A 26,071-nucleotide genomic window follows, 5' to 3' on the forward strand; every position below is an offset into this window, starting at 1 on the left:
ATCTATGCGGCTGGTAATTCCGATAATGACTCCGGCTGCAGTTGCGGTATTGTTTTGATCACCATGTCTACCGCCTGATCCAGAATTTGTGGCAGCTGTTCCAGTTCTTTCTTGTTGAATTTAGCAAGCACCTGTTCTTTCGCTTTTGCAGTATTACCCGGAGAACGGACTCCACACCTTAATCGTGGAAGTGTATATATCCTTAACGATTTTAAGCAGGAACGCAGCCCGAGATGCCCGCCATCTCCTCCATCTGGTTTGAATTTTATCGTCCCAAATTCAATATCCATATCGTCATAAATAAGCAAACAATGTTCAGGTAAGCGCCCGGTTCTTGCGAGGTAATGTTTCAGCCTTAGCCCAGTTTTATTCATATAGGCATCTGATTTAAACAGAACAACTGAAACACCATTCAATATAATCCAAGCTGTCTGCCCTTCCTCTTCATTCTGCCAGATCCCGCCATAATCCACTGCAAGTTTGTCAAGTACACTATAACCAATATTATGCAAAGTGTTCTCAAACTCCTTGCCAGGATTACCCAGCCCAACAATGACTGGCGCCATCCGCCCAGTCTCTTTCACCGGTATGGAGACGGGTATTTCTACTTTATCAACCAGATTACCGGTTTGTTCATTTGTTGAATCACCTCGATATAGCTGAGAGCAATGATTACAAAAATGCTCAAGTCCACAACGTTCTTGCCAGCACTGAATTGGCTTGTAACGATCTAGTATAAGACGCTGCAAGTGATCGGATTTATTCGATCCTTTCAGCAAAACCAGATCACCCGGCCGTAGCGTCTTCTGCAAGAACGACGAAGCTTCCTTTAATGTCAAAAACCCCTGCAGGGTGGAATCATTTTCGTCCTTCCTGGCGCGTAAAGCACGATGGGCATTATCCCCAACAAAAATGACCATATCTGCATATTCTCTCAATTCTCTAGCGCATCTTTTATAGATCATCGTGCTATCACCAGAAAAATCGGATATGGAGCCTACTACTGCAATTTTTCTCAATGCATCAGCCTCTTTCAGGAATTTAAAAGGGGCCAGGAGCGACCAATAAGGTGCTTTCATATCATCGCGAATAAATGTTACGTCATCTTCACCTGTAACAATCTGCATACGTCCTGCTGTCGGAACAGCTTCTACCAGCTTATTAATTGCTTCTTCAATTGATAAACCTGCAGCAATTGCTACCCCAAGTGCTGAAAGTATGGATAATGCAAGCTGTGTCCCATATAAGTGGGTTGGGACCTCATACAACTTACCCTGATATGTGACTGTCAATTTAAGGGGCTCGGGCCAGCGTGATGTCACTTTACACAACCTGATGGTTGATTCTGGATTTTTCCCCACCCAGATAACCCTGGCTTTGCAGCGTTCTCCTATTGCTTTTACGCGCGGATCATCCATATTGAGAATCGCAGTGCCATTCTTTGATAAAGCTTCAATCAATTTTGCTTTTTCAACAGCAATACCATCCACCCCTTGCCCCTTAAAAGCTCTGTAATGATCTTTTTCTATGTTAGTCAGTACACCAATTTTTGGTCTAAACAACCTTAAAGGAAGATCAAGAGCGCCAGGTTTGAAAGCACCTAACTCCATAATACAGAACTTATGTTTTTTCTCTGTTGCTAGCATCGTTTCTGCTACGATGATGGGTGTGTTCAATGATTGGGGGGTAGTCATGACAGAGTATGAACCGGAAAGAATCAGATTGCATAGCTCTTTGGTAGTTGTTTTACCCGCACTGCCCGTTATACCAATAAACTGTGTCTGAGTAAGACTTAACCGGTGTAGCTTTGCCTGTGTAAACGCCAGCAACAAACGTTTACGCCAGGAAAACATGGCATAAAACTCTTTCACCCTTGCTCTCAGTCGGTGAAGCATTTTGATTACCTTATTTATTTAATAGACATGTATATTTCTAGCGTGCAACAGCATTAGGATTTATTGGTCATGGCAAATTTCATCAGAAAGTTGATACAAACACTTACAGCTATCAGACTCGAAACCAAACGCTACGAACATTCAACCATACATGTAATTATTAATTGGCTGACTGCATTTCGCAAAGATTTATTTTCAGCTCGAGAAATTCGATTATACGGACTTGCCAATCCTGAAGATGGCGAAAACCGCATCCAGCAGTATGTCTCCAAGGAAATGGCAGACCATTTTTACCGTAAATATAACCTCAAATCTGCAGTACCAAATATTGAGGACAAATTTGTTTTTATCACCTTATGCATACAACATCATCTGCCTATTCCCGCAACTTATGGCATCTTCAAACAAGGCATCGTAAAAAAACTGGATGGGCAATTTTTTCAAGGATTAAGCAACTTTCGGGATTTTATTCGAGAATTAAAGCCTGGAGCCTATCTACTTAAACCCAATAATGGAATGCTTGGGCTAGGCTTGTTCAGGCTGGAGATAAAAGATCAAAGCGATCTAAAATTTCAAGACGAACCTATTACTGCAGATGATCTCTATAAAAAATTATGTTCTATCGAAACCGTACTTCCTGCATCGAGTAAGGGAGATTCCGTTGATAGGGATTTCGAGGGATTACTATTTCAACAACGTCTAGCCAACCATCCAGAAATTACAAAACTAACCAGTTTTAGAATGCTGCAAACCATTAGAGTTTGCACGTACGTAACTGATGATCATCAGGTTGAGATTCTTTTCGCATTTATGAAACTAGCAGGGAAGGAAGGTTTAGCTGACGCCTTTAATCTTGGTAGAACCGGTAATATGCTGGCAAAAATTGATCCAGCCACAGGCAGGTTTTGCAAGGTTTACGCAATGGATCAGCAGCAAGGCTATCTTGTAGAAATCACTCGCCATGCTGTCACACAAGCAAATTTGCTAAGCTTTACTGCTCCTCATTGGCAAGCATGTTTGGCGCTAGCTGAGAAACTAGCTATAGCATTTTTACCATTACGGGCAGTTGGATGGGATATTGCTATTACGAATGAAGGTCCCGTTGCTCTTGAAGGTAATAACAACTGGGTACCTGTTGTACCCTTTGATATCAGTGCTAATAAACTTAAACAGTACAAACTGAAATCTTGACTGAAGCAAACTGGGTTTATCTTGCTAAAGGTTCATGCAACTTCGTAAGTAGCTGGCAGATACTTCGCATACTCCCTTCTTGAGGCTTCAACGGATCCCAAAAAATATTTCCTTCAATTAAATAAGGGCCATCGTCGGTTACCGCAACATCCCAACCTATGGTCCTTAATGGAGCAAACACTTTTTGAGCATCCAGCACAAGCGCGACACATTGTTCCCAGAAAGGGATTTTAAATTTAACCTTTTGTCCGTTAACATCCTCAACATGATCATGCCACACCAAGCCTCTTTTTGCATGGCTATATCTGACAGTCTTCTCGATGATTCCGTGCTGATCGATTAGACACAGACGCCCTTCATTGATTCCCCACGCAAAATTATCAATCAAACTTCCTTGTTTAGGAAACTTGATTTTTCGAATCATCAGCTGAGGTTGATTGTTTTCATCCAGATAAGTAATTAAACGCAAGCTTTGTAAAACAGTATTACCTGTGAGCCCTGCAAGTGCCTGATGACTGTACAATCTTTTTTGTAAGATATATTGGTCAGGATTTTTGCCAATGGCCTTTTTAAAGGTATCAGACAGAGGCAAATTAGGATTACTCGCAAGACAATGTTTCCCATCCACAAAATCCAGAGCAAACACACCTTCACCATGACAGCTACAAGCAGGCTTTACAATAATGTCAAATGGATAAAAAGACAATCCATTCAACAAATCACTTTCAGTTCCAATTTTTTGCCCATTCTCCCAATATGATTGACCATTCGGATCAAAAACCGCGACCAATTCAGGGACAGATAAATTATTCTTGGTGCAGTAGTGATGGAATGCAATTTTATCTTCTGTCAAATACCGATGAGAAGCTGGATTGATTTTTTCTTGAAAACGCAGAAAACATTCTTTACTAATCATCCCGTTACGCTCTTCATCGCTCCAGGCTGGGTTAAGTAAATCCTCCATAAATATCTCCACTGGCGAATACTGCCCTGATGTCGCCAGCTGGAAAAAACGAATATAGCTCACCATTTTAGGATAGTGATTAATACTGGCTACCTCATTGATCTGCCTGATAGCAGAATACAGCTTTTGTAATCGCATGATGATTCTCAGTGTCAACGTATTTTTGAATACAGATGTGGTAGCGGGTCAGTTATCGCTTGGATAAATCCAAGCACGCTACCAGCTGAGATATTTTTCCAGCCTGTGCGTGGCGATAATAACTGCTTCCACAAAGAACCAGCCAAACAGTAACGCCCTTCTCCTGCTTTCGCGGAAAGCTCTGGGATAGTTCCTGTTTTTGTATAGTGAATACCCATTTCAATAAAATTCAATCCCTGCCACATTGAAGCAGAAATGGTGTACCAGGCTCGAGGATTACATTCAATTACATATAATTTTCCGTCACGCGTATCAATACGCATATCAAAATGTGCCAATCCCTCGTAGTGGAAAGTTTTAACCAGCCGTGTAGCAATTGCATACATTTCTGGGTGTTGAGTAAATTCAAGTACTCCACCATCTAACCATGACTGAACAGTGTTGCACAATATTCGGTCATTCGCAGCCAAAATACTGATATCAATATCACGCCCTGGTATATATGTTTGTGCGATTAAAGGTAATCGTGCGTAACCTGTATCTCGCTCAATATACATACGTAAAGCTTGAAGATTATCCAGACGTACTACCCCATGACTAGATTCAGCTTCTAATGGCTTGATAATGAGTGGAAAACCTACTGGATCAAGAATACTCGTATCAAGTTGATCGATAGACTCCAATAGCACTGTCGGAGGAATGGGCAATCCATATTTTGTACAAGTTTGAGCAAAAGACCATTTGTTGTGCAAGGTATCCAGCGTTACCTGATCACCACAAGGAAAACATGGTAAATCTGGATAGACCTTCTTTGTTGCTGCTAAGAACGCTGCACTTGCCATGTCAGACGGGAGTATCACATCAAAATTTTCAGCTTCAACCCTCTCTCTTAGTAATTGCTGAGTTGTTGTAGATGGCACACCATCTTGCCAAAATTGAACCTCACTATGTCCATTCGCATAGCGAGAATATTTAAGCATTCGTGCGCCACGCGGCCCTGTTGTCTGAACAAAAGCATTCATGCCTTTCAAGCAATATAATACTTTCAACCCCAGTGGACCTGATTCACAGAGCAATAATACTTTCATAATATTTAAAACCGGTTTAATCAATAAAAATGATGTTAGCCTGGGTAAAATTCTCTGATTTTAATCTAGGCTCTGGACCGGAATAATTTCTTTATGGTCGCTTTTACACCCAATCCTTCCAGTACCCAGACAACGCCACGCGATAATTCATCGCTGCCAGCATGTAATGCCACCTTAATCAGGTTACGCCAAGTACGTCGAAAATAGTAAATATCCGCACAATGTTGTGCATTAGTTGCAAAAAATGCCTTATGTGCGCCCTCGCCCTCCGTGAAATCAAATATTTTCACGTGATTCGCTGCAAATAGACATTGCAAAGCATAGTACTGAAGTAAAGTTCCGGGCGACCAGCGTTGATATTCCGGGTCGTGGCCCACGTATTCGTAGAGCGCAATCTCGTCGTGTACTGGACAATAAATATAGGCAACCGGTTTTTTCTGAAAAAAAAGAATATAGCCGCGTACGTTATCTGCCGCGGCAAGCTCCAGCATGCTTTCCTGAAATTGCTGATCGGAAGGCAAACCACAATCAAGCAATCGTTCCTGGTAAGTTTTCAGTGAAACTTCCATTGCCAGCTTATGAAATTCGTGCACCTCTTCCGGTTTGCGATATTCTTTCCAGTCGATCTCCCCTCCTGAGAATTCAGAAAATTTTTTTATTTTCCGTAAGAGCGTATTTCTGGATTTGGCAGAAAATTTCTTCAGATAATTTTCAAAGCCACCATTGAGCACAACCCAGTATCGCTGATAGCTTGAAGGAATATACCGAATCGCTTGCGGCAATATGTTTAGCCTGGGTAAAGGTGATTCTATTGGGTGAGAGCGTATCATCACCACATCAATAGAGTTCCCAAAAAACTCTGGGAGCTCTGCTAGCACAACCGGATGAGTCGGCAGCTCAGTAAAGTGCCTTTTCAGTACACAGGCACTCAGTGGCCAGGTAAGAAGTCTGATTTCCCCCAATCGCACGGTAAAATTTATTGATTGTCTGGACCATTTCTCCATCAAAAAAACCTTGAATAGATCTGCTCGGTATAACGTCTGATCGTATGATGCGGACGGGAACGCAACATCTTTGGTAACTTTATTTCAGGAATTGTCGCTGGATCAAGCTCGGAAAATAGAGCAGTTCTGAACTTATCAGTATGGTTAGATAAAAATTCACATAAATGATTAAAGCGCTTGATATTCAATCTGTCTGACAAACTCAATCTGCCAGCACCTCTGCCTTTGATCAACTCAAAACTATGCAAGACAATCACAAATGAAAACCAGCCTTGCCGCCAGGCATCTAATAGGGCTGTTTCCATTTCCTTTGCAGAACATGCTGCCAGTTGAGCATGCCGTTGATGTCCAGGATAATCCTGAAAAAAGGTGATTGGCAGTTCCCATATGCCCTCAAGCCTGAGTGGCTGCAACAGCTGCCCATCCAGATCAATCTTGCAGTCTTCACCCAAATAGCAGGGGTTATAGCTGGAATCAAATAACAGCCCATTTTGCGCTGCAGCGCGTAACGTATCCCGATTAGCACCATAACTTCCGGCTCGGAAAGCATGCAGCTTCTTTACACCTGCTGCCTGGAGACTGCGCATTCCCTTTGCAATTAAAGCCACCTGCTCGTCCAAAGTGAATTGATGCATGTATTGCTTAAAACAGGCAGGAAGAGTCGGATCATGAATTTCACTGAGCCATTCGGTATGCAGGTGTAGCTGGACTTCCTGATGATTACGCTGAATCAAATCAACCACATCAGCAAGATGATTACTGCCAGCCCGATCAGCAAACAGTGGCTCCAGAAAATAAGTAGCTTTTAAGCCGTACCGGTTAAGCTGCTCAATTTGAAAAGGCAGCCCGAATTCACCTTCGGACGTTTTACCATAAAAGCATGCTGCAATTTCTTCATCAAACGTTGTTTTATCCGGTGATAAAGCCGTCACCGGCCAACCCTCGGAATAAGGCCATAACTCGGTATCAACTGTGAGGTAGACGTTCAGCATTGAGCTATTCTGCATCCCGGCCGGGAAATCTGTATTGCATTGAATTGATATCAGGCAACCTTTTGGCCTTGTTCGGTATATGACACATTTCCCACATTGAGGGTATTGCGCAAGAAAGCCTCAAACATCAGCAATGTCCAGATAGGAGCACTATAATCCCGTCTGCCGGATTGATGCTGATCCAACATCTTTTTGATGAAGACCATATCAAAAATCCCTGTGCTCGCCAGCGTATTACCAAGCAGTGCAGCACGCACACGTTCACGCAATGGGCCGCGAAACCAGCTGGCCAACGGCACGGCAAATCCCATCTTGTTCCGATAAAGCACTTCATGCGGCAAATACGGTTCCAGCGACTTTTTCAGAATGTACTTTCCTTCCTGTTGGCGTAATTTCATAGAGGCAGGCAATCCTGAAACCCATTCGACCAGTTCATGATCCAGCAGCGGGACGCGCACCTCCAGTGAATGCGCCATACTGGCACGATCCACTTTAGTCAGGATATCGCCTACAAGATAGGTTTTCATATCCAGATACTGAATCAGCGACAAGGGATCTTGCGTCGGGCTTTTGTCCGCATAACTACGCAGTACCTCAACTGCCTGATAACCCCGCAGACTATGGTGAAAATCCCGAGTAAACAATTGCCTACGCAGTTTATTATCCAGAATGGATACGCTGTGAAAATAGCCTTCCACAGAATCGCGCGCAAGCGATTCAAACGTGGTTTTGGCACGCAAAAACTTCGGTGCCCAGTCCGCTTTGGGATAAATATTACCCAACAGACCAAACAAGGGTTTTCGCAATCCTAATGGTAATTTAGAACGCAACCGCTCTTCTATCATGTGCCAGCGATAGCGGCGATAACCGGCAAAATTCTCATCACCTCCATCGCCTGAAAGGGCTACCGTCACCTGTTTTCTAGCCAGCTCACACACACGATAAGTCGGGATGGCGGAACTATCGGCAAACGGTTCATCGTACAGCGTAGCCAACCGGTCAATGAGATCAAAATCATCCTGTTTGACCTGCTCGGTAAAATGGTGGGTCTGGTAGCGATCCGCAACCAGCCGAGCATAATCTGATTCATCAAAAGCAGGATCAGCAAAAGAAATCGAACAGGTATTAACAGGCTCCTTCATCAGGCCGCCCATCATCGCCACGACAGCACTGGAATCCACTCCGCCGGAAAGAAATGCGCCCAGCGGCACTTCGCTCATCAGGTGACTATCTACTGCATTTCGTAACCGGACAATCAGCTCTTCTGCCGCTTCTTGCTCACTCAATGCGCCATGTGATGCAAACGGTATATCCCAGTATTCACGAGGCAAGGCTGACTGCTGCCCTTGACGCAATAATAATGAATATCCGGGACTCAGCTTAAACGTGTTTTTAAAAATGGTTTTCGGCTCGGGGATATAACCGTAGGCAAAATAATCTTCTATCGCCTGATGATCCAATGTTTTGTCACAATCCGGGTGAACCAGCAATGCTTTGAGCTCCGAGGCAAACAGAAACAATCCGTTATCCAGCAAGGTATAGTAAAACGGTTTGATGCCCAGCCGATCACGTGCCATAAATAGCGTTTGCTGATTACGATCCCATACGCCAAAGGCAAACATCCCGCTAAAGCGTTCAACACAGCGTTCACCCCACTCCTCCCAGGCGTGCACGATTACCTCGGTATCGCAATGCGTACGAAATTGATGTCCCAAAGCTGTCAACTCACTGACCAGCTTCTGAAAATTATAGATTTCGCCATTGAATATGACGACCACACTGCCATCTTCATTGAATAAGGGTTGTTGGCCACTGGATATATCCATGATCGACAATCGACGATGTCCTAATCCAACACCAGGCTCAACATGCATTTCCCCCTCATCCGGCCCACGGTGTGTCAGTGTCTGATTCATACAATGAAGCAGATTACGATCAATCCCACTCCCGCCGCGCGTATCAAATACCCCCGTTATGCCGCACATATTCCTATCCAGTCAGTTGATCTTTTTGATCTTTCCAATCTTTAATCGTGAGCAGCATTATGACCCAATACCTGGTCATACACTGCAAGATAGCCATTCGTCATGGCATGCATACTGAATTGCTGCTCAATAATCTCACGTGCACGTCGCCCGTGCCTGTGCGCCATCGCATCATCCTGATAATATTTATCAATTACTTGAGCCAGAGCGGCAGGATCCCCTGAGGAGACCAGGCAACCAGTTTCTCCCTCCAAAACCAGTTCGGCATTACCACCTACCCGGGTCGCTACGACTGGCAAGCCGCTTGCCATGGCTTCCAATATGGTATTGGAAACACCTTCTGCCAGCGAAGGGAGCACAAACAGATCCATCGCCTGCATCAATTGAGGGATATCCGAACGCTCGCCCGGAAGCCAGGCAAGCTGTTCAACTCCGGCTGAGCGCAGTATGGCTTCACATTGTGGTTTCGCAATGCCATCTCCTATGATCACAAGGCGCAACGGCCTGCCTGTTACAGGTATTTTTTCACGCAATAATAAGAAAGCCTTCACTAGAGACGGGAAATCCTTAACTTCCACCATCCTGCCAACACTACCCACAACAAACGGTCCTCCATCAAAAAAACCGGAAGGAAACGCTTCAATTGGTAGGGTGGTGCTATCGGGATGGAAACGTAAATGTTCCACGCCGTTATAAATCTGGTGTACTCGTGCTGGCGACACATTTACCGTATCAATTAGCCAACGCTCCAAATCCTTGCTGACAGCAATAAAATAATGAACAAACGGGCGGATTATCTTGCGTAACAGATTGTATTTCCGATTCTTGCCATCAAGATCAAAGATATCGCGCCCATGTTCTCCGTGTATTCGCGCCTTCACACCTGCTACGGCTGCCACCACCTGAGCCTCCATCGCTGCAAGATTGCGCGTATGTACAATATCCGGATTGAGTCGCCTAAATATCCGGTAAAGTTCTCCATAGATACTAAAATCATTACCCTCGCGCTTGTTCAGCGCAATGATCTCGACATCATTCCGATTAAGCCGCTTGTGAAATTCTGAAAATCCTTTGAGGCAAATAATGGCATGGCGGTAACGGTTCTCAGGAATATGGTTGATCAGATTCACTAAACCATTTTCCAGTCCGCCCACTCCAAAATGAAAAATTACATGGGCAATCAATGGGGGGCGAAATATCTTCCTGGGCTGCACTTCGCTTAGTCGCGGTACGTGCTGTGCACAGCCAGGAGCCTCTCATTAATCACTGGCTTCATATCACCGATAAACTCTCGCAACACTGATGCTGCCTCTTCCGGATCATGCTCGTAAGCAGCAGCAACAATGATTTCTGCCCCGTCATCCCCCTTCCCCAGAATCCAGTTCATCGCTTGTATCGCCTTGCCCAGATAAGGACTGGCTGTTTCCTGGTCGATCAGCCAGTACCATCTCCATACCAGTAACCGGCTTGTCGCCGCATGCAGCAAATCCTGATTGACAGACAGTTCAGTAGCACCTAACGGTAATTTTCTCTCATTCTCGCCTACATTGCGCCACCCACTACTCAGATCAGTAACCAGGGTATTACTAGAGCTAATCAACTTACTCTCCTGCTGCTGGTTGCGATAATAAGTCACATAGAGACTGACACGCTGATTTTCATGGTGGAAATGACCGATGAATTGCTCCGGGGAACCGATATACCTCGGCGTCCAGTTGGGGGATCGAGTGGAATCAGATTCCCATTTACCAGAAGGATCTACAATGTTGATTTCAGGCATCTGCTGCGGATTAGATTCATCATTCAAATAATTCATATACATTGGCCAGATCGAGGCAATCGCCACAACCAGCCCAACCATACCCAGCGTTGCTTTAACAGAAACGGAAGGAAATCTCAGGTCAGCTGAGGAAGAATTGTCGACTGACATGCTTTCATCAAGGTGATCCTCCCGCCAGAGCGAACCAATCCAGAACAGCAGCAACATGACCAGACCAAAGAAAATCCAGCCATATATCAGATGGTCAACGCCGACTGCCAGCCGCATATCACTCAGATGACCCGTCATGACAATCAGGTAGGCTCGCAGCCCATTGGCAATAATCGGCACCACGATAGAAAAAGCGATGAATATCAGCCGTCTGCTGAGGCTATGGTAAGTCAGGTACGCATAGAGCGTTCCCAGTGTTACCGAAGCGATCAAATAACGCACACCGCTGCAAGCCTCCACCACTGACCAGTTGCCACTGGGAATACTGAAAAAACTCCCTTCACGATACACCGGAATACCGGTTGCCTGTAGTGCACTGACAGTGAAATCGGCAGTAAAATCAATCAGTGGCGGGATGAATACTTCGCCAAAGGGGACAGCAAACAGAAGATAGGCAAGCGGAAAAATAATCGTATTAAAGGCATGAAAACCGAGCATGGCCCATACGATCATCGGTATCATCGCTACCAAAGCATATTGTTCCGCCACCATAACACCGGCTGCTGAGGCGAGCAACCAGCCTATCCCCAGTCCGGCCAATACCAGCAGTGGCATATAATCAGGATGGTACTTAACTGTAGCCAGTACTGCACGCCTTTTCCAGATCATATAGATACTGAAGGGGGCAATCAGAAAACCATGCGCATAAGTTTCAGATCTGTTCCAGATCGCCACGATTGATTCGATAGTCTCGTGGTAAATACCAAGCACCAAAGCAATCACCAGCAGTGTAATCAATACTGCCTCTCTTCGCCCGTTTATGGTATTGCTGCTTAGCGCGGCATTTCGTAACTGCACCTGTGTACCCATAGTAGAACTGTCAGTTAAAATGATTTACTGTTATCGTTTAATTGATGGATGTGAACGGCATACTCTCTTTAAACCTTAGCCGGGATAGAGGGCTGCAAGAGCGCATCAATCCGTGACAAATTAGCTGACCATGTGTAGTCTTGCAAAACCCGGTTCCGGGCAGCCCGCCCCATAGTTGTTTGATCGTTAGAATCAAGAAGAAAAAGAATCTGGTCAGCAAAATCCCTGGCATCTCCTGCCACCATCAGTTCTTTCCCCGGTGTGGCGTGAATTCCCTCCATCGCCTGCATAGAAACAACCACCGGCTTTTGCATGGCCATTGCTTCCAGTACCTTGTTCTGGATACCGCGCGCAATCCGCAAAGGGGCAATTGCTACTGCGGCATGCATAAGATACGGGCGGATATCCTCAACTGCTCCAGTCACACGGATACCAAGCAGATCTGCCAGCAGCTGTACTTGTCTGGCTGGTTTGGCACCCACAATATAGAAATCAACATCCGGTAATTTTGTGTGGATAGCAGGAAATACTGAATTTGCGAACCAGCTTACCGCATCGACATTAGCCCAGTAATCCATGGCACCGGTAAAAACCAATATTCTCTTCCCAGCCGGATAAGGATTGGGATAATCGCGCGCGGGAGAGAAAAAGTCAGTATCAACACCATTATTAAAAAATGTTGTTTTATTCGCTGAATCAGGCGCAAGCTGTCTGAATAATTCAGCTTCTTTCTTTGAAACGAAGGTTGCGCTGCTGAACTCTCCTGCCACCTTCTTTTCGTAATCGAGCAAACGTTTTGATTCTCGGTGATAAATCCAGTTGAAGGGCCAGGGTTTTGATAGCGCATACTGCCGCCATTTATCCGAATCCACATCAACAAAGTCGATAATGCGACGGCGATCAGATAAATGTTCAACGTACTGCGCCATCGCAGAAGAGAAAATCACAATATTCTGTATGGACTCAGTATGTGATACAGCTTTAACCCACTGCATCAGTTTCGCATTACGATAATAAGCCAGCGTCAGTGGATCATTTCCAGATAATGCAAGCAGACTTTTTATTTTGGCTGGTAGTGGATCCAACCTGACAACACATACATCCTGACAATAATTTCGAACTTCCCTCTCGTATTGCCAATCCTCTTCATTATCGATAAATGTTCCCAGATATACACGATAGTGTTTACTCAGGTGCTGCAGGAGGTGGAAGGAACGTATTTTGTCGCCCTTGTTGGGTGGATAAGGGATTCTGTGCGTCAGATAAAGCAGTCCTTGCATCCTTCTTATCCAAGATTCTTAACAATATGAGGGCCAATCAAGTTGGCAAACGTCAAAGGTAACTTCTGCCAGGCTTTGATAAAGAGCCGATATTTCGGGTTGAGTGGGTTATGTTCAGGTACAGCCTTCGCCCGAAGAAGCTGATACTCATAAAATAACGGCTGCGGTTCCAATCCCCAGTTTTTTTTGAAACTATACGATCCGGTACCCTGCTTACTACGTCCAAAATCAAAAATCTTGTAACCTCGCTCACAGGCACGCCGCATCAACTCCCAATACATAAAATCATTCCCAGCCAAATCACGTGCTGCATCCGCCCCTCCCCCATAATACGGCAGTACCTCATCCCGGAAATAAAAACTCATGACCGCGCTAACCGTTTGATCATCTTTGGTAATGACGAGCAACTCACAGTCTTCTGCAAAAACAGTTTTTAATAATCGGAAATATTTTCGGGAAAAAACCGGGGTACCCAAGCGATGCACACTGGCCGAATAAGCATGAAAGAAACGTTCGATATCCTGATCCACATGACTCTGCAGCGCATATTTGATCCCTTTGCGCACCATTGCGCGCTGCTTGCGCGGGATAGCGAGCATGTTTTGCTCCACATCCGGATCTATCGTTTTGCGGAACGTAACATACAGCTCCTTGGTTGGCCAATCCTGATGAAAAGGAGTTACATGGCGATATTCCAGATAATCGACTTGCAGATGCGCTGCCAGCATTTGCGCCGCCTGATCCAGCTTGGCTCGTACGCCGTCTGACATAGCTGCAATACCACCATATACACAAAACGGCAAGGCACTCAGGCTGTGTCCAAATAGTAAGCTGTTGATTTCTGCTAGAGGAAGTATGCCTTGAATACATCCATCCTCTTCTATGTATAAGAACCAGGTTTTATGTCCAAAGGCCTGTTCTATGACAGGCTTCCACCCAGAACGATGGAAAAAGGTTGCATCAGGACAGACTCTAACAAACTCGTCCCATGCCTGGAACTTATCTGGCGATAAGATAGAAATATCTGGTAATTTACCAAGGAACAGATCATTGGTATTTTGCACAGTTGTACTGTCGAGATTCACATTGTCCGTTGTAAAAAAATTTGATCCATACGCCCCCATTCGAAATGCTGGGTCAAGGCATTCAATCGTTTTTCCATACGACCTAAATTAAGATAATGACGAAAATGTGTTTTAAAATTGATCCCCGTCTGCCGGGGTTGATCAGGATCAATTTCCCAGGGATGAAAATAAAAGATAGCCGGCTGGAGATCAATCATGTTCACTCTTTGCAGAAACCAGCGTGAGATTGCATAGGGGAAAAGGCGAAAATAGCCGCCCCCTCCCGCTGGGAAATTACGTCCAAACAGTCGTACAGTGGTAACCGGCAATTCAAGCAACCCTGGGGCATTCTCGGGATTAAAAGCAAAACGAGGTGCATCTGGCATCCCGTAATGGTCGTGTTTTACTGGATAAACGCTCGAACTGTATCGATATCCAGCCTCCTCAAGACATTCCAGCGCCCAGAGATTATCTCCGCGGATAGAAAAACTCGGAGCACGATAACCCCATACAGATTGGTTACCAATATCCTCCAGTAACGCTTTGCTGCGGGTAATATCATCATAAAACTGCTTGCGACTCAGCTCAGTAACACGATGATGGGCATATCCATGACTAGCTAGCTCATGACCATTCTCAACGATCCGCTTGACCATGGATGGGTAACGTTCCGCTATCCAGCCCAGTGTAAAAAAGGTCGCCTTGATTTTATGCTCGTCCAGCACCATAAGAATCCGATCAATGTTGCGTTCAACTCTGCACGGCAAATTATCCCAGGATGAGCGGGGGATATACTGGGCGAAAGCCGATACCTGGAAATAATCCTCCACATCAATAGTCAACGCATTACGAATCATAGGATTTATTCAGGAGAAACGGTTAGATCAAATTCTTTCTGTATATCAAGCATAACCTCGTTTGCCTCGGCTTTACTCAGAGCCTGCAACTCTTCCAGACATCCCATAATCAACAATCTGTCACAAAACATATTGATTTTACGTGGAATTCCAGTAGAAAAATTATGTATTATCTCGAAAATTTCATCTTGAAACACGGGATTTCCATTCCAGCCTGCTTTTTGCAATCGATGCTCGATATAGGCTCTGGTTTCAGCCTGATCCAGTGGACCCAAGTGATAAGTGGCAATCACGCGCTGACGAAGCTGCTGCATCTGATTGCCAAGCAATGTTCTTCTGAATTCTGGCTGGCCAAGTAAAAAAGTCTGCAACAAAGGCCTGTTATCTGATTGAAAATTAGACAACATCCGTAATTCTTCCAGTGTCTGTGGTTGAAGGTTTTGTGCTTCATCAACTACCAACAATACTCTTGTCCCCTCCCGTTCACACTTGCGCATGAATCGTTCAAGATCAAGTAACAATGCTGCCTTGGATAAACCTTCGTAAGGCAGGCTAAAAGCAGCAGCTACCATTCTCAAAGCATCATCTGGATCCAGTCGAGTACTAACCAGCTGTGCAGCGACAACCCGTTCTCGCTTCAACTTTTGAAAGAGGCAGCGCATCAGCGTGGTTTTACCAGCGCCCACTTCTCCTGTAATAATGATGAAACCATCTTCCTGCGACAGACCATATTCAAGATACGCTGCCGCGCGCTTGTGCCCCCGGCTGGGGAAAAAAAAGCTTGGATCAGGTTTTAACTGAAATGGCTTCTCGGTAAAACCATAATAAGTAAGATACATAAGCTTCTTATTTCTAAAAATTTATATTTACTGTCGCCGTTACTACATTAGCATTGTAGTTACCGTTGCTGCGATCAGATTCACGACGCAGGTGAGAATACCTGATTGATCCAGTGGTATTAGAAGCAAACTGCTTATTCAAGCTGGCTGATATAATTATATTGTCATCTTCCTGATTAGTTACACTATAACGACTTTTGATATAGCCGAAATTGATGTTGGCATTACTTCTGGGAGACAGCCGGTGATTCCATAATACATTCCCGCCAGTTTGAGTAGTATTTCTAGTCAACATGGCATTAGTAGCACCAATTAGATCAGCATCTTCTTCATCCGGACTAAATGATTTTCTGGAGTAATTAAAGGCCCGGAATACCAGCGAATTCTTCTTGCCGTTCAAAGCCAACGAGGCCTGTAAACGCCTAAGTAAAAATAAACGGTTAGTCAGAAAATTATTTGGGTCAGAAAATGAAGATGAAAGCCCCTGATTCAATAATGCTTCGCTGTTCTGAGTACCTGACAAGAGTTGGCTCAACATGTCAGCACTTAAAATCGAACCACCAGATAAAGATTGTTGACCAAAAGTAGTAATATCCTCAATATAGCTTAAGTTCCACACTGTACTGCGAGTGCGGTGATCAACAGAAGCTGCATAAGTATCTCCAAAAAATCTTTTCCCGCCTGATGCACTGATATCGGTCCTTTCAGTCGGCGCCCAAGAGAAACCTACAGTCCAAAAGGGGCTGGAAGGTTTTCCCCTTATCGAAACAAAGCTGTTGTGCTCATAGCCTGCTGTACCAATCAGATTAAAATGCGGCGTCACAATGTATTTAAGCGAGCCTGATGCTCGATCCATCTCTATCGTTCTTAAAGCTCCTAGCCTGGGTCCGGAATACTTTCTGCTAATCTCTGTATGGCTAAAATTCATTCCCCAGCCAAGTATTCTGAAAGCTGAACCACTATTTAGTGAAAAGATTGCTGAATCAGAAGTGCTATCAGAAAAGCTGCGTGTATTGGAGCTCACCTCACCATGGATATATCGAATTTCTCCTGCAGCAAGATTCTTGAAACGCTGACGCACATAGGGACTGATACTCCAAATACGTACATCCCTTCGATTACCCGTCAAGCTAGCGTTATCCAGTGCCTGCGATCCCAATAGGGAAACATTTTGCTGAGTAACTACAGCACGGGCATCCACAAAAAAATGATTTTTGACTATTTCTGCAGTACCATTAGTATTTAACTGATGTCGTATGAGGTATCGTTCATTCTTTGCATAGATGAGATTATTCATCGTATAGCCAAGATTTGCCTTAAAATGACGTCCCTCACCCGTAATATTTATTCCAGGATTAATCTGCGTAATAAATTCCCCCCCCCCTGGCTGCCAACTCCTCCTCCCCCAAACCCGATTCCACCGCCCAACCTCACATTATCAGTATAGGTTTCACTAACCATTAATCGTGGCTGGATATTCCATTCCGCTGCATTGACCTGAAAAACCGAGCTGCCCAATCCTACAATACAGCCACCCCACAAGCACGCTATCCAGCGCGAGAAGCTGCTGTCAGCATAACCAAGTGATTTCATCAATAATAGCCGTAGCCGTAATATCCGCCGCCGCTATGTGCTCTGGCTTTGTTGTAAATCAGATTGATCACATCGCACGCTTCAATTTGCTGTAAAGCTTCTTTCACAGTCTGCTGAGTTGTCCTTTCTGCTTCAACCACTAGCACGATCTGCCCCATTTGGCCCGCAAGCACGCGTGCTTCACTGGTCAACAACAAAGGTGGAGAGTCAAATATGACTACCCTGTCATGATAGCGCTGGGCAAGCTCAGCTAAAATAGAATGCATGCTCTGACTAGCCAATAATTCGGTAGCATGCGTATGGCGTCTCCCTGCCGGAATCAACGTGAGTTTCTTCACATTGGTTTTCATCATTACATCGGGTATCTTCCACTGAGGGTCACGGAGGAGATCCAACAAACCTGGCTCTTCCGGGCTGAAACCAAGACTTGCAGGGATTGAAGGCCGAGCAACATCTGCATCAACCAATAGCACCCTGTGATCCATTTCCATCGCGATACTCATTGCCAAATTGATTGAACAGAAACTTTTCCCCTCACCGGATAAAGAACTGGTAACCATAATCAGATTGCCATTTTTAATACCACTATCTGGATTAAATGCATTGGCAATCAAGGGGCGTTTTATCAATCGAAACTGCTCGGCTATCTCGGATCTGGAGTGATCCAAAGTGACAATGCCTTTACGGTGGAGGCTTTCCAGATCAATTTCAATTTTTTTAATTGTTTTCTTGTTAGCGCTCGCTCTATTAGCCAGATCAACCACAGGGCTATTATTAACACTCACCTCTTTTCCAATTTTCTGATCTGACATATTGTCAGAGAGAAATAATGGATCCAGGCCAGTTTTCACAGTCTGCGGTATCTTGCCCGGAATAGAATTGCTTATTTCATTTTTTGAAAGCTTATCAGCAGCTCTTTCAATAAGACTCATATCCACTCCATTATCCTTCGAACCGTACCTTGGCAAATCCACATATTTTCTTGAATAATATCGGTAACGATTTATATGCAAACAATCTAAGTAGTCTGCATAACATGCGGTTTTACGTAGTAAACTAACAGCACTACATAGCACGCAACTAGTATTATCAAAGAAATGCCAAATATATAAATTTGTCTTTTATCTTTCACCTTTTCTTTTTCTGTCCATACCATCGGCACTACCCCCAGAATTGGCAAACCTGTCAGCTCTCGCAAGGTGGTTTGGCTATGGAAAGTAGGTCGAATCTGGCTGATAACGAATGCAAGGCCAACCCCCCCAGCCAAAGCTCCAATCAGGACCAGCGTAAGAAATTTTTTCCGATCTGGTCCAGATGGCAGCTCTGGAACTGTAGGGGGATCAACAATCCTGAAAGACATCAATCCAGAAGTAGAAGTCAGTTCACCGGAGATTTCAGCAGACGCCCTGCGTTCCAGCAATTTCTCGTAATTAGCCTTGTTCACGTTATAATCCCGATTGAGTTGTTGCATTTCCACTTCTACAGCAGGAACAGTATTACTCATTGATTTCAATCGTTCGTAACGTGCTTCGTATTCACCCACTCGCGCCTTCATGGAGGCCACCAGCGCTTCAGATTCTGTCAATGCAATATTCAACTGTTGCATCATTGGGTCATAATTTTTACCAACTGGGCCCATCAGCTTGGCCTCTTCCACTTTGCGCTCTTCAAGTTGAGCAATCAACCGCTTAGTAGCAACTACATCCGGATGCTGATCAGTAAAATTCAGCATCAGGTTATCCAAATTAGTATTCAGGGATTGAATTCGTGCATCAATTTCCGGATTGACAATGCTTTGTGGTGATGCTTCACCTACCTCCAGTAACAGCATCGGCTCATCCCCCGTTATCTGTTTCTTGACCGCATCACGAGCTTGCTCAGCTTCAAGCAAGGAAAGCCTGGCTTTTTCCAGCTCTTCAGCCGCCGCAACCAGCTGGCTATAGTAATCTCCACCCTGCCCGGGTAAAAAACCAAGATTCTTTTGCTTGAAAGCAGTCAGGGCTGCCTCAGCAGCAACCAATTTTTCTTCATAAGCAGCAATTTGCTGATCAATAAAACGTAACGCAGAAGCAGAATCCTGCTTTTTTCCTTCCAGCCCGCCTTCAACAAAAATAGTCAACAGAGCTTGAACAATATCTTTGGCCAGCTTGGGATCCTTGTCGTCATACGAAATCATGAAAATATTATCGCTACCTGTCGTTTTAAGCTTGATATCATTCATTAATGAGGTCACCAGCTTTTCTTTGGCACTATCATCTGCGACCTTAATATCCAGATCTACCATACGAACAATTCTCTCGACATTTGGCCGACTAATAAGCGTCCGGCTCATTATGGTGATTTGCTGATCTGGATTGGGTGATACAGTCATCCCTGCCATTAATGGTCGCAAAATACTCTGAGTATCAACGTAAATTCGCGCAGATGCCTGATAATTATCCGGCATCTTATAAACGAAAAACCAACCCGCAACCGCAATAATCCATGCAGATCCAACTGAAACCCATCTGTATTTCCAAATCCCTTTGATGTAAACCAGTATCTGAGCAATCAAATCACTCATATCGGATCACCTCGCCATTTATCACGATTGCACGCAAATTAATCAAAAGTAACTTTCAGGAATAACCAGCACATCTCCCTGATAAACCGGTACGTTGGCAGAAATATCACCATCCCGGATCAAATCATCCAGCCTGACGCGAAATTGCTGCTGTTTACCATCAACGCTCCGAATGATCCTTGCCCTGTTTCCTGCAGCAAAATCAGTCAAACCTCCCACAGCAATCATGACATCCATCAGCGACATATCCTCCCGGTACGGCAGCGCCTGTGGCTGTGAAGCCTCACCGATTACCCTGATCTGCTCACCGAATGGCCCGACAAAATCAGTTATGACAACTGTCACTACTGGCTGCTGCAAATATTTTGCAAGCGTCTCTTCGATATCACGCGCCAATTCAGTTGAGGTCTTTCCACTTGCCGGCAAATCCTCTACCAGAGGCGTTGTAATTTTTCCATCTGGACGAACCGGAACACTCATGGATATTTCTGGATTGCGCCAAACAATAATGTTTAATGTGTCACCCGGCCCAATCAGATAATCATGCGGGACCTGCTCCCCTTGTGTACCAAGTAACGGATAAGTCGTACAACTACTGAGCAAAAACAGATAAAAAATAACCGACAGATTAGTTATCCAGGTTTTAATAGAAATATTCACACGAAACCCTCAATAAAAAGACTAGAGCGCCCTCACCCAAACTTTTTCACTATAACAATGGTGACAACATACATTATGTATCTATAATCAGAACGTCACATTAACGTTTATTTATCAAATGGATAAATATTCACCCAGACTGTAAAAGTAATTTTATCTTTTTACAGGAGTACTGAATGTGTCTACCATTTAAAAACCAAGCATAGTTAACATCATTCATTTTTATCAGAAAAAAGCGTCAGCATTCTAATGCACACAAATGAGGCCCGCAGGCAAACCACAGGAACTAGATTATATCGATTGGCCAATTATTATCTTTAACTTAATAAATTTCAGGAATTATTAAATTTAATCTTTATTAACAAGCATATAATTACCAGGCGCCACAATACTCAAACCAATCGAAACAGGGAAGATAAGTGTATTTTATACGTTTTTCCAGAGCATCTCCTAGAATTTCCCTTCGCCAGCATAATATTGGTAAGATTTTGGATTAAAAGATGAAAACTCAACTTTGAGCACGTCTCCTCCTGCCTCCTCCGCCATTTTCCGAAATTCAGTAACCTGTATTTCTGCAGGAACAATAAAAACCTGAGAAACTCCTGATTTATAGTGCACTGTAATTTTCATACTCTTCCCTGATAGCCTGTATTTGCCCAGACAAACAACTCACCCCAATATTTGCCTTTTACACATTTGCCTTTTACACATTTGCCTCTTAATATAGCTCTATGTAAATCATTACCCTGCAATGCCGACATTAAACGAACGGCCTTCCTTTCTTTTCATGTATAACCCTCTGCGGAATCTTCCCAGATTCTAGAATGTCCAGATCAATTCAAATTCAGGATTAGAAAAGCATTTATGGCTCAATACGTTTTAGTTATGAATCGCGTTGGTAAAATTGTTCCTCCCAAACGCGTTATTCTTAAAGATATTTCACTCAGTTTTTTCCCAGGCGCAAAAATTGGTCTGCTTGGCCTGAATGGCTCTGGCAAATCCACGCTATTAAAGATCATGGCCGGAATAGATAAAGACTTTGAAGGGGAATGCACCCCTATGCCAGATCTCAAAATCGGGTACCTACCACAAGAACCACAACTCGATCCCGATCTCACCGTTCGCGAAGCAATCCAGGAAGGATTAGGAGAAGTACTCAATGCACAACAACAACTGGAAGCCATTTATGCAGCCTATGCCGAACCGGACGCTGACTTCGATACACTGGCAGCCGAGCAATCGCGGCTAGAAGCAATATTAACTGCACAAAATGGAGACAATCTGACTCAACAGATGGAAATAGCTGCTGATGCACTACGCCTTCCGGAGTGGGATGTTTTGATCCAGAATCTCTCAGGAGGGGAAAAACGCCGTATTGCCCTGTGCAGATTACTTCTATCCAAGCCGGATATGCTACTTCTAGATGAGCCTACCAACCATCTGGACGCAGAATCTGTAGAATGGCTCGAACAATTCCTTGCACGTTTCTCAGGCACGGTAGTAGCCGTCACTCATGATCGATATTTTCTGGACAACGTAGCGGAATGGATACTGGAACTTGATCGTGGTCATGGCATCCCCTGGAAAGGAAACTACTCGAGCTGGCTGGAGCAAAAAGAAGCACGCCTGAAACAAGAAGATAGCGCAGAATCTGCTCGCCAGAAATCACTCAAGCAAGAATTGGAATGGGTACGGCAAAATCCTAAAGGCAGGCAGGCAAAATCTAAAGCTCGCCTAGCCCGATTTGAAGAACTCAGCTCGCAGGAATATCAGAAGCGCAACGAAACACAGGAAATTTTTATTCCTGTCGCAGATAGGCTGGGAAATGAAGTTATCGAATTTAACAATGTTTCCAAAGGATTTGGCGATCGCCTGCTGATTGACAACCTGAATTTCCGGATACCACCCGGCGCGATTGTCGGAATTATCGGTCCCAATGGTGCCGGAAAATCCACTCTGTTTCGCATGATTACTGAACAGGAACAACCGGATACAGGCGAGATTAAGATAGGTGAAACCGTAAAAATTGCCTATGTAGATCAATCACGTGATGCATTACCTAGTGATCAGACTGTATTCCAGGTCATCTCAGATGGAAATGATCTGCTTATCGTTGGCAAACACGAGATCCCGTCACGCGCCTATCTTGGCCGCTTTAACTTCAAGGGTCCTGATCAGCAAAAAATTGCAGGAACACTTTCCGGCGGAGAACGAGGCCGGTTACATCTGGCCAAAACACTGATATCCGGAGGAAATGTGTTATTGTTGGATGAGCCATCCAACGACCTTGACGTTGAAACCTTGAGAGCACTGGAAAATGCACTGCTGGAATTTGCCGGATGTGTGTTGGTAATCTCGCACGACCGATGGTTCCTGGATCGTATCGCAACACATATGCTGGCTTTTGAAGGCAATTCGCAAGTCATATTTTTCACGGGCAACTATCAGGAATACGAGGCTGATAAACGGCGACGTCTTGGTGAAGAAGGAGCAAAACCCAAACGTATCCGTTTCAAGCCTATCGAACGCTAATCGACCACTCGTTCCAACCACACCACACAAAAATTTAACTTTTTCTTTTGTGTAGTTACTGTATACTTGCCACCCTGCCTCAAGGTAGGGTTTATCTAGTTTCATCGTTCCTGACCTCTCCAGATTCCTCTGTTTCTTCTTGAAATTGTGCAGTATCCCTGGTTAGCAGCGATGTGTTTATGTATGCGCCAGTGGTACCAGCAATTATTTGTTGCGGTACGTTCCTGTTTGCGCATTGAATTTCTTTATCATCAGGAAAACCGACATGTCATTTGAAAATTTGAATCTACATCCCGCAATTGTAAAAGCCGTACTGGCAGCGGGTTATACCTCTCCCACCCCTATCCAGCAACAAGCTATTCCCGAATTAATTGCTGGCCACGATGTAATGGCAAGCGCACAGACTGGAACCGGAAAAACAGCTGCTTTCATGCTGCCGGCACTGCATCGTCTTGCCACTCCAGCAAAAATTCAGGGCCGCGGTCCACGCATACTGGTTCTGACTCCCACGCGCGAACTGGCCCTGCAAGTTTCCGAAGCTGCCAGCAAATACGGAAAATTCCTGCCGCGCGTCAATGTTGTCAGTATTCTGGGTGGGATGCCCTATCCATTGCAAAATAAACTTCTATCACAAGTTGTTGACGTACTGGTTGCCACACCAGGGCGCTTGATTGATCACATTGAGCGGGGGCGGATCGATTTCTCACGGCTGGAAATGCTGGTGCTGGACGAGGCTGACCGCATGCTGGACATGGGATTTATTCATGATGTCGAGCGTATTGCCTCCTCAACACCGACAAACAGGCAGACCTTGCTATTTTCGGCAACACTGGATACTGCAATCGAAAAAATTGCTACACGTTTACTGAAAATGCCTAAACGTATCCAGATCGCATCTCAGCACGCAAAACTTGATCATATTGAACAGCGTATGCATTACGTGGATGATCTCACTCATAAAAACCGGTTACTTGATCATTTGCTGTGTGATACAACCATCAAACAGGCAATCGTATTTACTGCAACGAAACGTGATGCTGATTCTCTGGCAGACAATCTTTCTGCTCAAGGACACAAAGCTGCCGCCATGCACGGAGATATGACCCAGCGTGAACGCACGCGTACTTTAACCGGATTGCGTCAGGGGCGGCTCAAAATACTGGTTGCTACTGATGTCGCCGCGCGCGGAATTGATATTGCTGATATTACTCACGTCATTAATTTTGACCTGCCTAAGTTTGCAGAAGACTACGTGCATCGTATTGGACGAACTGGCCGGGCAGGAGCTTCCGGCATTGCCGTCTCGTTTGCATCTGGTAAAGATGGCATTCACCTCAAAAGAATAGAGCGGTTTACCGGCAATCACTTTGAATTCCAAGTTGTACCTGGTATGGAACCTCGCACAAAACCGAGGTTCAGCCGTAATGACGATAAGTCCGGAAAGAGACCCTCTTCTGCCGCACACAAAACCAGACGTTCATGGCCAAATGACGCCAGCACACGCACAACTGCCCAAGGCTTCAGAGGAGACAAAAAAAGCGAGTTTAGCCAACCTTTTGCTCGTGATACTCGCAGACGTCCACTCAGAGACAGTAAATCTAATAACTCAGGCAGTTTTGCCCGAGCAAAATAATATTGATGTATTCCAGGTATTGATTTTTTACGGTCAGTACCTGGCCAATCCAGTGCGCCATAAAACCTTCATCATTTCTCCTATTCAGAGAAAGAACTGCTGCACAAATTATAGTACCCGGATATTCCACAGTATTTTCAATCCGAACGACCACCTGATTTCCCCCTCCAAGCAAGAATTTCGATGTGGATTATTGGTTCAGGTCCTGGATGACTAGGATGACTATATAGATAAAACTCGTTATCCACTGTTCATGGCGTGAGCTGTCATCGCGTATAACCTAACGCCGGTGTAAGCAGTGTGCGGATCGCAGGTTTGTACATCCGCTGGAGGTGGTACGGCGCAGCGCCGGAACAAAATTGACACCCTGGTTATGGCGGCACAGATCATCACTCGTGATCTAGCACGCCGGGCAAGGACCTTTGCCGGTACCACTACAATCGGGACACTTTTCCTTCCCGGAATTTAAGCAGCGCGGACAGGTAGCTCCACCGGGATTTGGATCTCCGCCTCGGCCATGACAGAAATCGCAGGCAATCGATTTGCTCCCTGCGCATCGATTGCACTTGAATTGTCCGGTTCCCTTGCAATAATTACAGTTTGGATCAGCCATGTTTTCTCTCTAGTTTGTCTACTATTTTGTAGTTGTGCTATGGATTGCCGCATAACGCCGCAAATCACCGGCAGGCAAAAGTGGCGCGGGTTTTGCGACAGCAAAAGACGTGACGCTTTTGCCTGCCGGTGATTTGCCTTGTTAGGGCTAAATCTCTCACCATGTAAAGCCGCACCCACGGGTCAAGTGAACTGACCTGGTCAAGTAAAACCGGACACTCTAGTTAAGCAACATTTTTCACTATTTCCATTTCCATCTCATATTGATTCGGGTTTTTGTAACCCGGGTATGAATGCAGTCGCTGGCTGTTATAGAACATGGAAATATACTGCAGTACATCTTGTTGTGCTTTATGGCGGGTTGGATAATGTTGCCAGTGG

General features: G+C 44.8%; 22 protein-coding genes. 3 read left to right on the plus strand and 19 right to left on the minus strand.

Annotation, left to right across the window (positions count from 1 at the left end; all coding sequences use genetic code 11):
- Positions 1-2: 2 nt before the first annotated feature.
- Positions 3-1,895, minus strand: a complete 1,893-nt coding sequence (pth, locus tag C8R14_RS03145) for an aminoacyl-tRNA hydrolase (protein WP_011633991.1) — start codon at positions 1,893-1,895, stop codon at positions 3-5.
- Between the two features lie 69 nt (positions 1,896-1,964).
- On the opposite strand from pth, the gene C8R14_RS03150 reads away from it, so the two are divergent.
- Positions 1,965-3,086, plus strand: a complete 1,122-nt coding sequence (locus C8R14_RS03150) for a sugar-transfer associated ATP-grasp domain-containing protein (RefSeq protein WP_011633990.1) — start codon at positions 1,965-1,967, stop codon at positions 3,084-3,086.
- A 16-nt stretch (positions 3,087-3,102) separates the two neighbouring features.
- On the opposite strand, the gene C8R14_RS03155 is transcribed toward C8R14_RS03150, so the two are convergent.
- From C8R14_RS03155 to C8R14_RS03230, 17 genes are all read right to left on the minus strand, one after another.
- Positions 3,103-4,188 carry a sugar-transfer associated ATP-grasp domain-containing protein gene (locus C8R14_RS03155; protein ID WP_242500209.1) on the minus strand — a complete coding sequence of 362 codons (1,086 nt, stop codon included), beginning with the start codon at positions 4,186-4,188 and terminating at the stop codon, positions 3,103-3,105.
- Positions 4,189-4,202: 14 nt separating this feature from the next.
- A complete protein-coding gene (locus tag C8R14_RS03160) occupies positions 4,203-5,300 on the minus strand; it encodes an ATP-grasp domain-containing protein (RefSeq protein ID WP_242500208.1) in 1,098 nt (365 codons plus the stop codon).
- A 41-nt stretch (positions 5,301-5,341) separates the two neighbouring features.
- A complete protein-coding gene (locus tag C8R14_RS03165; protein WP_011633987.1) occupies positions 5,342-6,280 on the minus strand; it encodes a GNAT family N-acetyltransferase in 939 nt (312 codons plus the stop codon).
- Positions 6,280-7,272: a polysaccharide deacetylase family protein gene (locus C8R14_RS03170; RefSeq protein WP_041353455.1), complete on the minus strand. Its 993-nt coding sequence runs from the start codon at positions 7,270-7,272 to the stop codon at positions 6,280-6,282. Before C8R14_RS03170 ends, C8R14_RS03165 begins: the two co-directional genes overlap by 1 nt.
- A gap of 50 nt (positions 7,273-7,322) precedes the next feature.
- Positions 7,323-9,257, minus strand: coding sequence for an XrtA/PEP-CTERM system amidotransferase (locus tag C8R14_RS03175; RefSeq protein WP_011633985.1), 1,935 nt, complete (start codon positions 9,255-9,257; stop codon positions 7,323-7,325).
- 41 nt (positions 9,258-9,298) lie between these two features.
- Entirely contained in the window at positions 9,299-10,471 is a 1,173-nt protein-coding gene (locus C8R14_RS03180) for a TIGR03088 family PEP-CTERM/XrtA system glycosyltransferase (protein ID WP_011633984.1), read from the minus strand.
- 5 nt (positions 10,472-10,476) lie between these two features.
- Complete coding sequence (gene xrtA / locus C8R14_RS03185; RefSeq protein ID WP_049753092.1) at positions 10,477-12,057, minus strand: exosortase A; 1,581 nt, start codon at positions 12,055-12,057, stop codon at positions 10,477-10,479.
- A gap of 68 nt (positions 12,058-12,125) precedes the next feature.
- Positions 12,126-13,337, minus strand: a complete 1,212-nt coding sequence (locus C8R14_RS03190; RefSeq protein WP_011633982.1) for a TIGR03087 family PEP-CTERM/XrtA system glycosyltransferase — start codon at positions 13,335-13,337, stop codon at positions 12,126-12,128.
- Positions 13,338-13,342: 5 nt separating this feature from the next.
- Positions 13,343-14,422, minus strand: a complete 1,080-nt coding sequence (locus tag C8R14_RS03195; RefSeq protein WP_011633981.1) for a FemAB family XrtA/PEP-CTERM system-associated protein — start codon at positions 14,420-14,422, stop codon at positions 13,343-13,345.
- The gene (locus C8R14_RS03200) at positions 14,419-15,258 is read right to left on the minus strand and encodes an XrtA system polysaccharide deacetylase (RefSeq protein ID WP_011633980.1); all 840 of its coding nucleotides are present in this window, start codon (positions 15,256-15,258) and stop codon (positions 14,419-14,421) included. The genes C8R14_RS03195 and C8R14_RS03200 overlap by 4 nt, the downstream gene beginning before the upstream one ends.
- A gap of 5 nt (positions 15,259-15,263) precedes the next feature.
- Entirely contained in the window at positions 15,264-16,097 is an 834-nt protein-coding gene (locus tag C8R14_RS03205; protein ID WP_011633979.1) for an XrtA/PEP-CTERM system-associated ATPase, read from the minus strand.
- A 13-nt stretch (positions 16,098-16,110) separates the two neighbouring features.
- On the minus strand, positions 16,111-17,466 hold the full coding sequence (locus C8R14_RS03210; protein ID WP_309147354.1) for a TIGR03016 family PEP-CTERM system-associated outer membrane protein: 1,356 nt from the start codon (positions 17,464-17,466) through the stop codon (positions 16,111-16,113).
- Positions 17,442-17,690 (minus strand): hypothetical protein, encoded by a 249-nt coding sequence (locus C8R14_RS13985; protein ID WP_258332332.1) that lies wholly within the window; start codon positions 17,688-17,690, stop codon positions 17,442-17,444. The genes C8R14_RS03210 and C8R14_RS13985 overlap by 25 nt, the downstream gene beginning before the upstream one ends.
- Positions 17,690-18,622 carry an XrtA-associated tyrosine autokinase gene (locus C8R14_RS03215; RefSeq protein ID WP_011633977.1) on the minus strand — a complete coding sequence of 311 codons (933 nt, stop codon included), beginning with the start codon at positions 18,620-18,622 and terminating at the stop codon, positions 17,690-17,692. The genes C8R14_RS13985 and C8R14_RS03215 overlap by 1 nt, the downstream gene beginning before the upstream one ends.
- Before the next feature lie 86 nt (positions 18,623-18,708).
- Complete coding sequence (locus C8R14_RS03220) at positions 18,709-20,253, minus strand: XrtA system polysaccharide chain length determinant (RefSeq protein WP_011633976.1); 1,545 nt, start codon at positions 20,251-20,253, stop codon at positions 18,709-18,711.
- Positions 20,254-20,295: 42 nt separating this feature from the next.
- A complete protein-coding gene (locus C8R14_RS03225; RefSeq protein WP_011633975.1) occupies positions 20,296-20,913 on the minus strand; it encodes an XrtA/PEP-CTERM system exopolysaccharide export protein in 618 nt (205 codons plus the stop codon).
- Between the two features lie 450 nt (positions 20,914-21,363).
- A complete protein-coding gene (locus C8R14_RS03230) occupies positions 21,364-21,543 on the minus strand; it encodes a hypothetical protein (RefSeq protein WP_041353454.1) in 180 nt (59 codons plus the stop codon).
- A gap of 234 nt (positions 21,544-21,777) precedes the next feature.
- Between C8R14_RS03230 and ettA the strand changes: the two genes are divergently transcribed.
- Positions 21,778-23,445, plus strand: a complete 1,668-nt coding sequence (gene ettA, locus C8R14_RS03235) for an energy-dependent translational throttle protein EttA (RefSeq protein ID WP_011633974.1) — start codon at positions 21,778-21,780, stop codon at positions 23,443-23,445.
- A gap of 265 nt (positions 23,446-23,710) precedes the next feature.
- Complete coding sequence (locus C8R14_RS03240; RefSeq protein ID WP_011633973.1) at positions 23,711-25,078, plus strand: DEAD/DEAH box helicase; 1,368 nt, start codon at positions 23,711-23,713, stop codon at positions 25,076-25,078.
- 836 nt (positions 25,079-25,914) lie between these two features.
- On the opposite strand, the gene C8R14_RS03255 is transcribed toward C8R14_RS03240, so the two are convergent.
- On the minus strand, positions 25,915-26,071 hold a 157-nt coding region (locus C8R14_RS03255; protein ID WP_143000391.1), incomplete at its 5' end, for an IS3 family transposase.

Origin of the sequence: Nitrosomonas eutropha (genome assembly GCF_003201195.1) — a bacterium.
GTDB lineage: Bacteria > Pseudomonadota > Gammaproteobacteria > Burkholderiales > Nitrosomonadaceae > Nitrosomonas > Nitrosomonas eutropha.